Origin of the sequence: Citrobacter sp. MGH 55 (genome assembly GCF_016906145.1) — a bacterium.
In the GTDB taxonomy this organism is placed as follows: Bacteria; Pseudomonadota; Gammaproteobacteria; order Enterobacterales; family Enterobacteriaceae; genus Citrobacter_A; species Citrobacter_A amalonaticus.
In genome coordinates, this window is record NZ_CP070239.1 from 1,207,258 (window position 1) to 1,220,919 (window position 13,662).

The window sequence follows — 13,662 nt, forward strand, 5'->3', positions numbered from 1 at the left end:
ATTGTGCTCGCCCTGATTAACGCCTGTTTCATCGCCGGATATACGCTGGTGGACGGCACCGGCGTCAGGCTCTCGGAAACCGCGCTGGGATACACGCTCTGGACCTTCTTTTTGAACGGTTCCTGCCTGCTGGGATGGGCGATGATGGCCCGTCGTCGTGAAGCATTGCGCTATCTGACGCAGCACTGGAAGAAGGGAATTTTTGGCGGCATTGCCACCATGGGTTCTTACGGACTGGCACTCTGGGCAATGACTCTCGCGCCGCTGGCTGTCGTCGCTGCACTGCGTGAAACCTCAATCCTGTTCGGCGCGCTGATTGCCTGGCTGCTGTTGAAGGAACGAGTGGTGGGGTTGCGCCTGGTGGCTGCTGGCGGAATTGCCGCTGGCGCCATTCTGTTACGCCTGTCCTAGAACTCAAACTCGGCAACATTTGTTGCCGCTTTTTGTTTACATATCCTGCCGTTCACTCCTTTTCCATTCCCGCTCACCATCTGGCCTTCTTTTTTTAGTGTGGTAGATTTCACTCGCATTTATGGGAATGCGTAGCACCTTATTCTTATTTTTTCTCTTTTTGAAAAGTATTCAGCGAAATGAAAAGGCAGAGAAACGTCAATTTGTTGTTGATGTTGGTATTACTTGTGGCTGTGGGTCAGATGGCACAAACCATTTATATCCCTGCCATTGCCGATATGGCACGCGAGCTAAACGTTCGCGAAGGGGCCGTGCAAAGCGTGATGGCAGCTTATCTGCTGACCTATGGCGTATCGCAACTGTTTTATGGCCCGCTGTCCGACCGCGTCGGACGCCGCCCGGTGATCCTCGTCGGGATGTCGATTTTTATGCTTGCCACGCTGGTCGCGATTACGACTCACAGCCTGACGGTGCTGATCGCCGCCAGTGCGTTGCAGGGAATGGGGACCGGCGTTGGCGGGGTAATGGCTCGAACCTTGCCGCGTGATTTGTACGAAGGCACACAGCTGCGCCACGCCAACAGCATGCTGAATATGGGCATTCTGGTCAGCCCGCTGCTGGCACCGCTGATAGGTGGGCTGCTTGATACGATGTGGAACTGGCGCGCCTGTTACGTTTTCCTGCTTGTGCTCTGTGCAGGCGTTACCTTTAGTATGGCGCGCTGGATGCCGGAAACGCGTCCTACTGGCGCGCCGCGCACGCGGCTGATTGCCAACTATAAAACCTTGTTTGGTCACAGCGCGTTTAACTGCTATCTGCTGATGCTGATTGGCGGACTGGCAGGGATCGCGGTGTTCGAAGCGTGCTCAGGCGTGCTGATGGGCGCGGTGTTAGGGCTGAGCAGTATGGTGGTGAGCATCCTGTTTATCCTGCCGATTCCGGCGGCGTTTTTCGGCGCATGGTTTGCCGGTCGCCCGAATAAGCGCTTCTCCACGCTAATGTGGCAGTCGGTGCTGAGTTGTCTGCTGGCCGGGCTGATGATGTGGATCCCCGGTTGGTTTGGCGTGATGAACGTCTGGACGCTGCTGATCCCCGCCGCGCTGTTCTTCTTCGGTGCCGGGATGCTGTTCCCGCTGGCAACCAGCGGCGCAATGGAGCCGTTCCCGTTCCTCGCCGGTACAGCAGGCGCGCTGGTAGGCGGCCTGCAAAACATTGGCTCCGGCGTACTGGCGTGGCTTTCCGCGATGCTGCCACAAACCGGGCAGGGCAGCCTCGGTCTGCTGATGACGCTTATGGGGTTGCTGATTTTACTGTGCTGGCTACCGCTGGCGGCGCGTTTTTCACACCAGGGGCAGGCGATTTAATGACCGTGTGGCCGTGCGTTTCGCAGTCCGGCGCAACCATCGCCAGTAACAGCGGCTCAAGCGCGGGCCGCCATGCCCCCTCTTCCCCGTCGTAAAATTGCGTATCGGCGTTGATTGCATAGGGAATTTTCGCTTTCTTCAACTCGCAGGCCATAAACGTGGCAAAGGCCAGCTGTGAAGAGGACGGGGGATTCTTGCTGGTTTCTCCCGTGGCCCAACCGCCAACCCAGCTGACATGCCCGCTTTTTTGTTGCCAGTGCACCGCGGTAGCGATGCGCGCGCGAATCGCCGCTTTCTCTGTCGCCGTCCCCGACGTCCAGGGGTGTTTACCGTTATTTTTCACCGGTCCCCACGGGAAGATATGCCATTCCGCCAGGACATAGTTCTGACTTTGCGGCGGCAGGCGCAGATTCGTCAGCTCTTCCGGCGCGGCACGCAGACGCGGCGCGACAAAAATCATCCGTTGCGGATCAATAGCATGGATAGTGCGAATGGTCTTTTCGTACACCCGGTTCAGGGAGGCCAGATTATGATTCAGCTTACCGGCCGGTTCGTAAATCAGATCAAACCCCAGCAGCGGCGCGCGGTGAGCGAAATAGTGCGCTACTGCGACCCACCAGTTGGTCACCTCTTTTTCGTTGCTCGCACTGGGATCATTTTTATACTCGTCGGCCTGGTAGGCGATAACCGGAATGACGCCATACTGCTCGCAGGCTTCCACCAGCTTGCGCAAATGAATAAGCCGCGCCTCGGTGGGTTCTCCCGCCACCCGAATGCGTACATGGGTAATCCCTTTCGCGTGGAAGTCCCGCACCACCAGCGGGTCAAACTCCCGGATACCCTGTTCCGTGCGTGCCCAGTCGACGTCCATCCCCACACCGAGCTGCTGCGCATAATGTGTTGCCGTCAGCGGCGGTTGCGCTGCCCCCAGGGCGAAACTGACCAACACGAAGAGCGAGACGAGCGGTTTAATCACGATGACCCTCAGTAATGTTGCAAGCGCTATCACGTATTTAGCACGCTTTTTTAGTTATCGCGTAGCAGTTTCGCTTTGGGAAAACGGCTTCGCCTGCTCACGCAGCCAGGTGATAAAGGCGTCTATTTTCGGCCATTGCCTGCCGGGTAACGTCGTCATGTAGTAATGCTGATGACAGGTCAACGCCATCTCACCAAACGGGGCGACCAGTTCACCGCTTTCGAGCCGCTTCTGTACCAACCGTTTACGCCCCATCGCCACGCCGATATGGTTCATGGCGGCAATCACCGCTAAATCAGAACGATCGAAGCCAATTCCTGACGATGTCGGCAAATTCACTGAAAAATGTTGTGCCCAACTATGCCATTCATCGGTTCCTGAATCATTGCTCCAGGCCTGACGGTCATGCAGCAGCGTGCAGTGCGGCAAATTCACCAGCGAGCCCATTAAATCAAAACGCCGGGCATAATCCGGGCTACAAACGGGGAGAATCGCTTCATCCATTAAAAAGTGATGTTCCAGTTGGGCAGATGGCGCATCGTCAAAGTAGAGTGCCAGATCGACCCCGGCGCGCTGCAGGTTTACGTTGTCGTTGCCGGTTAAGATCGTGAGCGAGATTGATGGATAGCGGCGGGTAAAGTCACCCAGCGCAGGCACCAGCCAGCACTGCGCGATAGACGGGCGAGAATAGACGGTCAACGTCCCGGAGAGTTCCTGATTTTTGATATCGAGGATCTCCTGGTTCAGCGTATCCAGCGACGATTTCAGCGCCCAGAACACCCGCTTACCTTCATGGGTAAGCTCCACTTTGCGGTGCGAACGGACGAAAAGCTGGATCCCCAACTCCTCTTCCAGTTGGTTAATGCGGTGGCTGATAGCGCTGGGACTCAGCGACAGTTCGTCTGCGGCCATCGCAAACGACTGATGTCGCGCGGCCACTTCAAACGTGTACAGTTTCGATAATTGCCAGCCATTGAGGAGATGGTTTCTGACTTCGCGAAGGGGTTCCATTTATACCTCGGTGACTTCAGCTTCAGTCCGGCGAAGTGTAAAAAAAATCGCAGAAAAAATCAGCATAAAGATGAATGAGGATGAACCATATCGCAAAATTGCGCGAATATTCGATGTAAATCACCTCTTTGATTCAATCTGATTCATGTGAGTGAGGATTTATATCGTTTGTCAGCCCACGCCGAATTTTTGTCCAATAGGGACAGGTTAATCACAGGGCAAGGTGAGATATGCACTCTCAAATCTGGGTTGTGAGCACGCTGCTAATTAGCATTGTGTTAATTGTATTGACCATCGTGAAATTCAAATTCCACCCGTTCCTGGCACTGCTGCTCGCCAGTTTCTTTGTGGGAACCATGATGGGCATGGGGCCGCTGGATATGGTCAACGCCATTGAGAGCGGGATTGGCGGTACGCTGGGCTTTCTCGCCGCCGTCATCGGTCTGGGTACGATTCTCGGCAAAATGATGGAGGTTTCCGGCGCAGCAGAACGCATCGGCTTAACGCTCCAGCGCTGTCGCTGGCTCTCTGCTGACGTCATTATGGTGCTGGTGGGGCTGATTTGCGGGATCACGCTGTTCGTTGAAGTTGGCGTGGTACTGTTAATTCCGCTGGCGTTCTCCATCGCGAAAAAAACCAACACCTCGCTGCTGAAACTGGCAATCCCGCTATGTACCGCGCTGATGGCCGTTCACTGCGTCGTACCACCGCACCCTGCAGCGCTGTTTGTCGCCAATAAACTGGGCGCGGATATTGGTTCGGTGATTGTCTACGGCCTGTTGGTTGGCCTGATGGCGTCGCTGATCGGCGGCCCGCTGTTCCTGAAATTTCTCGGCAATCGCCTGCCGTTCAAACCGGTTCCCGCTGAGTTTGCAGACCTCAAGGTACGCGAAGAAAGCACGCTGCCGTCGCTGGGCGCAACGCTGTTTACCGTCCTGCTACCGATTGGTTTAATGCTGGTGAAAACCGTTGCTGAACTGAACATGACCAAAGGCAGCACGCTGTACACCCTGCTGGAATTTATCGGTAACCCGATCACCGCGATGTTTATTGCCGTCTTCGTGGCGTATTACATTCTCGGTCTGCGCCAGCATATCGGCATGAGCACCCTGCTCACCCATACCGAAAACGGTTTTGGTTCTATCGCCAATATTCTGCTGATTATCGGGGCGGGCGGGGCATTCAACGCCATCCTCAAGAGCAGCGGTCTGGCAGACACACTGGCGGTGATCCTTTCCAATATGGATATGCACCCGATTCTGCTGGCCTGGCTGGTGGCGCTGATTCTGCACGCGGCAGTCGGTTCAGCCACCGTTGCGATGATGGGCGCCACGGCGATTGTCGCGCCGATGCTGCCGCTTTATCCCAACGTCAGTCCGGAGATTATCGCTATTGCCATCGGTTCCGGTGCCATTGGCTGCACGATCGTCACCGACTCCCTCTTCTGGCTGGTTAAGCAATACTGCGGCGCCACCCTGAATGAGACGTTCAAATACTATACGACCGCGACATTCATCGCCTCGGTCATTGCACTGGCTTGCACATTCTTGCTTTCCTTTATCATCTAAGCGCAAAGAGACGTCCTATGGAAAACATACAAAAACTCATCGCCCAGTATCCTTTGGTGGAGGATCTGGTGGCTTTGCGAGAAACGACCTGGTTCAATCCCGGAACGACCTCTCTGGCGGAAGGTTTACCCTATGTAGGGCTGTCGGAACAAGACGTTAAGGGTGCCCACGCCCGTCTGGCGCGCTTTGCGCCGTATCTGGCCAAAGCCTTCCCGGAAACCGCTGCGAGCGGGGGGATTATTGAATCTGAGGTTGTTGCCATTCCGGCCATGCAGCAGCGTCTGGAAAAACAGTACGGCCAGAAAATCAGTGGCGAAATCCTGCTGAAAAAAGATAGCCATCTGCCCATTTCCGGCTCGATTAAAGCGCGCGGCGGCATTTATGAAGTGCTGACGCACGCCGAAAAACTGGCGCGGGAAGCCGGGATGCTGACCCCAGACGAGGATTACAGCGTTCTGCTTTCTCCGGAGTTCAAAGCCTTCTTTAGCCAGTACAGCATCGCGGTGGGGTCAACCGGCAACCTGGGGCTTTCTATCGGCATTATGAGCGCCCGCATTGGCTTTAACGTCACGGTGCATATGTCTGCGGATGCCCGGGCGTGGAAGAAAGCCAAACTGCGCAGCCACGGCGTCACGGTTGTTGAATACGAAGAAGATTACGGCGTGGCGGTTGAACAGGGCCGTAAAGCGGCGGAGTCCGATCCAAACTGCTTCTTTATCGACGATGAAAACTCCCGTACGTTGTTTTTAGGCTATGCCGTTGCGGGGCAGCGTCTGAAAGCGCAATTCGAACAGCAAGGCCGCGTGGTGGATGACGATCACCCATTATTTGTTTACCTGCCGTGCGGCGTGGGCGGTGGCCCCGGCGGGGTGGCGTTTGGTCTGAAACTGGCATTTGGCGATAACGTACACTGCTTCTTTGCTGAACCGACGCATTCCCCTTGCATGCTGCTGGGTGTGTATACCGGTCTGCATGATGCGATCTCCGTGCAGGAGATCGGTATCGATAACCTGACGGCGGCAGACGGCCTGGCAGTAGGGCGGGCATCGGGCTTTGTCGGCAGAGCGATGGAACGCCTGCTCGATGGGTTATATACCCTCAGCGATCAGTCCATGTATGACATGTTGGGCTGGCTGGCACAGGAAGAGAACATCCGTCTGGAACCGTCAGCGCTGGCGGGAATGGCCGGGCCTCAGCGTGTTTGTGCATCCACTGACTATCAGCAAATGCAGGGGATTAGCGCTGAGCAGCTCAATAATGCAACGCACCTGGTCTGGGCGACGGGCGGCGGCATGGTACCAGAAGCAGAAATGGCGCAATACCTGGCGAAAGGGCGCTAACGCCCGGCACGCAGCATCGCCATCAGCTCTGCCGGTGAGCGATGCTGCCTGATCAGATCACGCATCACGCGCATGTGCGGCGCGCTATGACGGATAAAGTCGCGGTATCCGGCGCACAGCATGCTTTTCCCGCTCTCATCCCGATGTTTAGGGCAATCACCATGACAAAAGCGCAGCAGCGAACAGGCCTGACACGCTGCGCTTAACGTGGTTCTTTTCAGCTCCCCAAAAGTTTTCGCCTGCGGACTGGCATTGAGCGCCTTCAGCGGCGTGTGATGAATGTTACCCAGCCGGTACTGCGGATAAACATAATGATCGCACTGATACAAATCACCATTGGCTTCCAGCGCGAAAGCGTGACCACAGTCCTGACTTAGCGCGCACATCTGCGACGGATAGCCGCACCACACGCCCAGTGTCGAGTCAAAGAGCTGAATATACACACGGCCAATATCTTCCCGAACCCAGATATCAAATACCGATTTAAGAAACTGCCCCCATGCCTGTGATTCGACCGATTCCGCCGTCAGCCTGCTGTGCTCATCCAGCTCAACAAGCGGAATAAACTGTAAAAAAGGCGTCCCTAGCTGGCGAAGATAGTGATACATCCGTTCCGGCTGGTTGCTGTTGAGGCGATTCACCACCACCAGCAGGTTGAACTCCACGCGGTATTCGACCAGTTTTTGCAGCGCAGTCATCACTTTTTGATGGGTTGGATTGCCGCGACGGCTGACCCGAAAGGCATCATGCAAATCAGCAGGACCGTCCAGTGAGAGTCCCACCAGCCAGTTATTGTCGTGCAGAAAGCGACACCATGCGTCATTGAGCAAAATACCGTTGGTCTGAAAAGCATTCTGGATCTGCTTTCCCGCGCCGAACTGCTTTTGCAACGCCACCACACGATGAAAAAAATCCAGACCGCAGAGCGTCGGTTCTCCTCCCTGCCAAGCAAACAGAACATCTGGCCCTGGCTGTGCGGCAATATGCTGCTGAATAAACGTCGATAACGTGATGTCATCCATCACCGGGTGGGCGGGTTTATCAATGTAAAAGCAGTAACGACAATCCAGGTTACAACGTGAACTGGCCGGCTTGGCCATGACCTGACATCCTGTCATGCTAAATTCCCGAGAAATACGATAAGTTGGCGAACGTGCGTTACAGCAAACAGTATTGCGAGAGATAACACCGCGAGGGAGATCATAAATTTGTCACGAACCGCGCGTGACTGGACAAAATCAATATGCGAGACATCCATCAGATTACGCTTGCGCGTATAGCGCCAGAGGATCACAACCACGATAGCCAGCACCGCGATAGAGACCCAGAACAAGAATCCCGCCTGATGCCAGTGATGTTTTATCGCCAGCGCCATCAGCGCACCGTAGCCCAGCAGCGTGCGAAACCATGCCAGCGATGTGCGCTCCGGCTGCAGTCCCGGATCGGACAGGCGACGGGCCTTACGGCTATCCGGCATACAGCACCAGCGCCATGACCACAATCGCCACAATGGTCAATATCAGACTGATGATCAGCAGGCTTCGGGTATAGGGCAAATCCTCTTTCAGCCGCATCGCCTTTTCATTGCGCAGCCAGCGCAGATAACCGTAAATCGCCAGACCGCCAGCGAACAAACAGAGCAGCAGCGCCAACAGCTCGCGGATCACCGGCGTGGCGAAGTCCGGCGCCAGTTGGTCAAGCCCAACGCCGGCGGCCAGGAAACCCAGCGCGGTGCGGATCCACGCCAGAAAGGTACGCTCGTTTGCCAGTGAGAAGCGGTAATCCGGGGCTTCTCCGAGGCGGGAAATCTTCATTTAACCCCCTACTGAATGCGTAAAAGTGCGCATGAAATAAGCGCAATATTACCTGAGCACCTGGATAAATAGCATTAATAAACTCTGTAACTCAGGTCGATGCATGTAGCGTTTGCGAAACCAGTTTCATTTCTTCCATGGTGAATCGGCACAAGCATCTGGCGATGAATACGCAGCACCGCCACCGCAAAACCCTGGCGTTATCGCACGGCTAAAATGGGGATTGTGCACCTGTTGGCTGAAAATGACGTGCTACGAGCATTTTCAACGCCTGTGTGTGGAAAAACCGGACGCCACAACGGGTTAGTAAGAAAGCGTGATGTGTTGAACGATGCTGACCGGCAACCCGATGGATGCCGGTCGATATGAGCAGATCTAACTTAATCCCCAGAAAATCACCGCCAGCAGTTGAGGCGTGATAATCCGCAGGAACATCACCAACGGATACACCGTCGCATACGACAGCGCCGCCGCGCCGCTGGTGGCATGCAGGTTGTTTGCAAACGCCAGCGCCGGTGGATCGGTCATCGAACCGGCCAGCATCCCGCACAGCGTCAGGTAGTTCATTTTGGCAAAAATACGCGCCAGTAAACCGACGGTGATAAGCGGGATAGCAGTAATAAAAATACCGTAGCCCACCCAGCTCAGACCATCGCCCTGCGTCAGCGTATCGATAAAATCACCACCTGATTTCAGCCCCACCACGGCCAGGAACAGCACAATCCCCAGTTCACGCAGCGCCAGGTTCGCACTTGGCGGCATAAACCAGTACAGCTTACCAATGCTGCCGATACGCCCCAGAATCAGCGCCATAATCAGCGGTCCGCCCGCCAGCCCCAGCTTTAACGCCACCGGAAAGCCGGGAATAAAGAGCGGAATAGACCCCAGCAACACCCCCAGACCGATGCCAATAAACACCGGCAGCATCTGCACCTGCTGCAGTTTTTGCTGGGCGTTACCGACAACATTGGCAACAGCATCAATCGAGGCGGGTCGTCCCACCAGATTAAGGATGTCACCAAATTGCAGGCTGGCATCGCTGCTGGCCACCAGTTCAACACCCGCACGGTTCAGTCGAGAAATCACCACGTCGTAACGCTCTTTAAAGTGCAAATCGCGGATGCGTTTGCCGAGCACTTTTTCGTTGGTGACCACGACGCGTTCAACGCGCAAATCAGTGCCCCGGGTCGACAGAGAGGTATCCACCTCCTGACCTATCACCAGTCGTGCGTTATGCAGATCGCCCGGCTGACCAACGAGGTGCAGCAAATCACCCAGTTGAATCACCGTTCCCGGCGACGGCACCATCAGCGTCTCTTCACGCTTCAGTCGTGAGCAGATGATTTTATCGCTGTTAAGGATCGGCACATCCTGAATCGCCATATTGTTGAGATTGGGGTTCTCAACGCGGATATTGATGGTCTGAATCAGCGAGTGACCGTTGGTGAGCGTCGATTCATGCTGTTGCGCTTCCGCTTCCACATTGACGCGAAATATCATGCGCATCAGCCACATGGTCAGCAAAATACCGCAAATCCCAAACGGATACGCCATCGCGTAGCTCATCCCCATCTGGTCCACCAGCTCCATTGGCGTACCCAGATCGCGCAGGATTTGTTGTCCGGCCCCAAGCGCCGGAGTATTGGTGACCGCACCGGAGAAAATCCCCAGCACCACCGGCAGCGGAATAGCAAACACTTTATGCAGGATAGCGGTAACCAGTCCGCCGATGATGACGATCAGAATCGCAAACAGATTGAGACGCAGGCCAGAAACCCGCAGAGAGGCGAAGAACCCTGGCCCCACCTGAATCCCAATGGTGTAGACGAACAGAATCAGGCCAAATTCCTGGATAAAGTGCAGCATATCGCCGCTCAGCGTCACCCCAGCCTGATCAACGAAGTGGCCGACGATAATGCCGCCGAACAACACGCCGCCGATGCCAAAGCCGACACCCCGCACCTTGATGTTGCCGATCCACAATCCGACAACCGCCACCAACGCCAGAACGCTGACCGTCAATGCTATATCACTCATTTTTTATTCCCTGTGAATAACATTTCAATTTACATGGATTATGACTGAACCGTTCAGGCATATATGCAAGATGGCGCACATTCTCATGCTGCCGAAACGGTAAAGCACCCTTATGATGGGCGTTTCTTCCCCCTTTTTTCTTCATCGTAACCTGACGTTGCTGAATGCTTTCTTCTGGTAAGGGCATCATACCCTAAAACCCGGTGTTATCTTCGCGCACAAAAAAGCCCCGTCATTTCTGGCGGGGCAAAGGCAAGGAGCTAAATTAGCTATTTAATGCGGGACGTTCGCTGATGGCGATACGTTGCGGAGCAACCACTTCCGGGACATTACGGGTCAAATCGATATGCAACAACCCGTTGGTAAATGTCGCACCGGACACCTCCATATTTTCAGCCAGGGTAAAGCTCAGGCTGAACGACTGGGTGACCAGCCCCTGATGCAACCATTTGGTCTCTTTTTCAGGCTGCTGCGGTGTGCCTTTTACGGTCAGGCGGGTGCCTTCCAGCTGAATATCCAGGTCTTCCTGACGGAAACCGGCCAACGCAAGCGTAATGCGATAGTGGTTATCGTCACTTTTTTCAATGTCATAGGGTGGGAAGCTCTGGCTTTCACCGGTGTTTTGTAACGCGTTGGCCAGTTTGTCAAAACCGATCCATTGACGCAGCAGCGGGGATAAATCGTAGTTACGCATAATCATTCTCCTTCTAAGAAGCGAGTTTTCACTACACCCTGCAAGGCAAGCGGTTTAGGGCATAGTCGTACCTGCAAATCCGTAGATTCGCATAGGCCCCCTGTCGGCGAGCCCGGGATAACAGGCCGCGCAACGCGGCCCGTCAGAATTAATTGATTTCGATACGGCGCGGTTTGTTCGCTTCCGGAATCACGCGCTCAAGATCGATGTACAGCAGACCATTGACCAGATTCGCGCCGCGAACATGGATGTTCTCAGCTAACTGGAACTTACGCTCAAAGTTGCGCTCCGCGATACCCTGGTAAAGGTAGGTCCGTTCTTTTTGCTCGTCCGCATGCGCGCCTTTCACCACCAGCAGGTTGTCTTGTGCAGTAATTTCCAGCTCGCTCTCGGCGAAACCGGCAACGGCGATGGCAATGCGGTAATGGTTTTCGTCTACCAGCTCAACGTTATACGGAGGGTAGCCGCCGTTACTCTGGCTCTGATTGCTTTCCAGCAGGTTAAACAGGCGGTCAAAACCAATAGCAGAACGGTACAGCGGGGATAAATCAAAGTTACGCATAATCAATAGCTCCTGAAATCAGCGAGAAGTTAAATGACCTTCCATCATGGACAGGTCCGGTAGTCAGAACACCCATCAGGCGTGCTCTTCATTTGCCTACACCATCAAAATGGGTCTGAATACGCACATTTCAAGCCGTCCAGGCTGACTTTTTTTTGCAGTTTGCTGTCTATTGCATAGACTGGGTGGGGACAGCACTAATCGTTAAAGTGCGATAGCCGCCACAGTGCGATGTGATGAGGATGTTATTTCTGGCAAGGGATCGCTATAACTCATCATGCAAACACCGATGATCAACAGATGAATAAATCATGATAAGAAATGTGTTGTTAACGCTGATGATGTACAGTGGGATGGTTTTACTGAGTGGTTGCTCCAGCGTAATGTCACATACCGGTGGTAAAGAGGGAACTTATCCTGGCACCCGCGCCAGCGCCACGATGATAGGTGACGATGAGACAAACTGGGGTACCAAATCGCTGGCGATACTGGATATGCCCTTTACGGCAGTAATGGACACGATCCTGTTACCGTGGGATCTGTTCCGTAAAGACAATTCAGTCAGATCGCGTGTCGAAAGAAGCGAGGAGAGAACACGGATAACCAACTCCGTGATCCCTCCGGCGAAAATGCCCGCCCCCTGATTACCGCCCGGTTTCTGTCATCCACAGTTGACGGAAACCGTCTACATCTTCCATCCACGCCACAAACTGACCATCAGGCGAGAAAACCACAGCATCCCCAGAAGGCGGAGTGCCGTGATTCTGCGTTAAAAACGTGATCTCTCCGCTGCGCGCATCACAGCAGGCAATGCGGTTATCTACCACACATCCCAGCCATTTCCCTGACGGATGCCAGTTAAACGCGGACTGAATCCCGGTAGCGTGATGGGTCAACTGGCGGGGCTCCCCGCCCTGTGGCGAAATCAACCACAGTTGCACGATACCAGCCTCATCGCGCATCAGGAACGCAATCTCCGTCGCCTGCGGATTACTGCGCACCCAATGACGCGGAACCGTTGCCAGCCCAGGGAAACGATGTGCATGGGTGAACGTCAGGCGGCGCTGTGTCACTCCGCGCGGCGGTGCGGGCAGCGAAGAATCCGTACCTTCCAGCGAGGCATCACCTGGCGTTTTCCAGTCCGCCTCCGTCTGCGGGAGTTCAACCAGAAACAGCTCCGGTACTTTCTCGCCCTTTTCAGACATTGTGTCGCCGATAAACGCCAGCGCATGATTTCCCACCCAGCCCTCTTCGTAGGCGCGAGAGATCTCATCGCTGCCCGGCGTGGGTTCGGGCGTCGTCTGGCTGACCAGCACGCACCAGTGGCTGCCGCTGTATTCTCTTGGATGCTGCGCCGACACCGTCACCGGCCCATAAGGCAGTGCGACGCCCACGTTGCGTAAATCCAGCGCCAGATCGCGTTCATGCATAACATGATCGTTGTAGGTAAAGCTGACAAACTCACCGTTCGGGCTGAAAACATGAACATGGCTGCCGCCGCGCAGTGCACCCGGCGTGTACGGTGAAGTGATATCCATCGCGTCCAGATTCGTCACCTGTCCCTGTTCGACAATCACGCCGCGACGATGATGAAAGTCATAGTGCCACGTCGCATCCGGGTTTTCAGGTCCATGAATAAATACATATTTCTCCGCCTGCGGATGCACTGTTACCACACCGACATGCGCCCCCTGCGTCGCGCGATAAATCACCTCCTGCTCACCGGTATGGACATTCACCCGCTCAATGGTTTCGCCGGTAAAAGACGCCCCTGACGGGCGAACGTCAAACACCAGCCAACGGCTGTCCGCCGTCCAGGTCCGGGTATTGGTAAGCTGATGATTACGCGGCGTAAAGGTGATTTGCTTCATGGAATGCTCAGGTC

14 protein-coding genes and 1 other annotated feature are annotated in these 13,662 nt (G+C 54.9%); of the genes, 5 read left to right on the forward strand and 9 right to left on the reverse strand.

All coding sequences use genetic code 11. The annotated features are described in order from the left end of the window. Both JTI98_RS21130 and emrD read left to right on the forward strand, forming a co-directional pair. Positions 1-411: EamA family transporter (locus JTI98_RS21130; protein ID WP_252869623.1), on the forward strand; the 411-nt coding region annotated here is incomplete at its 5' end. 179 nt (positions 412-590) lie between these two features. Further along, the gene (gene emrD / locus JTI98_RS04800; protein ID WP_216081990.1) at positions 591-1,775 is read left to right on the forward strand and encodes a multidrug efflux MFS transporter EmrD; all 1,185 of its coding nucleotides are present in this window, start codon (positions 591-593) and stop codon (positions 1,773-1,775) included. Here emrD and JTI98_RS04805 read toward each other — a convergent pair. After that, complete coding sequence (locus JTI98_RS04805) at positions 1,702-2,751, reverse strand: cellulase family glycosylhydrolase (protein ID WP_216081991.1); 1,050 nt, start codon at positions 2,749-2,751, stop codon at positions 1,702-1,704. The two genes, emrD and JTI98_RS04805, sit on opposite strands and share 74 nt — an antisense overlap. Positions 2,752-2,805: 54 nt before the next feature. Further along, on the reverse strand, positions 2,806-3,762 hold the full coding sequence (gene dsdC / locus JTI98_RS04810; protein ID WP_044268112.1) for a DNA-binding transcriptional regulator DsdC: 957 nt from the start codon (positions 3,760-3,762) through the stop codon (positions 2,806-2,808). Between the two features lie 230 nt (positions 3,763-3,992). On the opposite strand from dsdC, the gene dsdX reads away from it, so the two are divergent. Continuing rightward, entirely contained in the window at positions 3,993-5,330 is a 1,338-nt protein-coding gene (gene dsdX, locus JTI98_RS04815) for a D-serine transporter DsdX (RefSeq protein WP_042998716.1), read from the forward strand. Positions 5,331-5,347: 17 nt separating this feature from the next. Beyond that, positions 5,348-6,670, forward strand: coding sequence for a D-serine ammonia-lyase (gene dsdA / locus JTI98_RS04820; RefSeq protein WP_216081992.1), 1,323 nt, complete (start codon positions 5,348-5,350; stop codon positions 6,668-6,670). On the opposite strand, the gene JTI98_RS04825 is transcribed toward dsdA, so the two are convergent. The 6 genes from JTI98_RS04825 to ibpA form a co-directional block, all read right to left on the reverse strand. After that, a complete protein-coding gene (locus JTI98_RS04825; RefSeq protein WP_216081993.1) occupies positions 6,667-7,788 on the reverse strand; it encodes an anaerobic sulfatase maturase in 1,122 nt (373 codons plus the stop codon). The two genes, dsdA and JTI98_RS04825, sit on opposite strands and share 4 nt — an antisense overlap. Next, on the reverse strand, positions 7,785-8,147 hold the full coding sequence (locus JTI98_RS04830; RefSeq protein WP_042998719.1) for a DUF202 domain-containing protein: 363 nt from the start codon (positions 8,145-8,147) through the stop codon (positions 7,785-7,787). The genes JTI98_RS04825 and JTI98_RS04830 overlap by 4 nt, the downstream gene beginning before the upstream one ends. Then, positions 8,137-8,484 (reverse strand): YidH family protein, encoded by a 348-nt coding sequence (locus tag JTI98_RS04835; RefSeq protein WP_042998720.1) that lies wholly within the window; start codon positions 8,482-8,484, stop codon positions 8,137-8,139. Before JTI98_RS04835 ends, JTI98_RS04830 begins: the two co-directional genes overlap by 11 nt. A gap of 375 nt (positions 8,485-8,859) precedes the next feature. After that, a complete protein-coding gene (locus JTI98_RS04840) occupies positions 8,860-10,521 on the reverse strand; it encodes a putative transporter (RefSeq protein ID WP_042998721.1) in 1,662 nt (553 codons plus the stop codon). 265 nt (positions 10,522-10,786) lie between these two features. After that, entirely contained in the window at positions 10,787-11,215 is a 429-nt protein-coding gene (gene ibpB, locus JTI98_RS04845) for a small heat shock chaperone IbpB (protein ID WP_216081994.1), read from the reverse strand. Positions 11,216-11,363: 148 nt separating this feature from the next. After that, positions 11,364-11,777 (reverse strand): small heat shock chaperone IbpA, encoded by a 414-nt coding sequence (gene ibpA / locus JTI98_RS04850; RefSeq protein WP_042998723.1) that lies wholly within the window; start codon positions 11,775-11,777, stop codon positions 11,364-11,366. Beyond that, positions 11,771-11,845, reverse strand: a sequence feature (ROSE (Repression Of Heat Shock gene Expression) occurs in the 5'-region of heat shock genes and acts as an RNA thermometer to modulate expression.). Its footprint overlaps the gene before it by 7 nt. Positions 11,846-12,088: 243 nt before the next feature. Between ibpA and JTI98_RS04855 the strand changes: the two genes are divergently transcribed. Then, positions 12,089-12,421: a YceK/YidQ family lipoprotein gene (locus JTI98_RS04855; protein ID WP_216081995.1), complete on the forward strand. Its 333-nt coding sequence runs from the start codon at positions 12,089-12,091 to the stop codon at positions 12,419-12,421. Here the strand turns inward: JTI98_RS04855 and JTI98_RS04860 are convergent, their stop codons facing one another. Further along, on the reverse strand, positions 12,422-13,648 hold the full coding sequence (locus tag JTI98_RS04860; RefSeq protein ID WP_046401920.1) for a DUF3748 domain-containing protein: 1,227 nt from the start codon (positions 13,646-13,648) through the stop codon (positions 12,422-12,424). Positions 13,649-13,662: the final 14 nt, after the last annotated feature.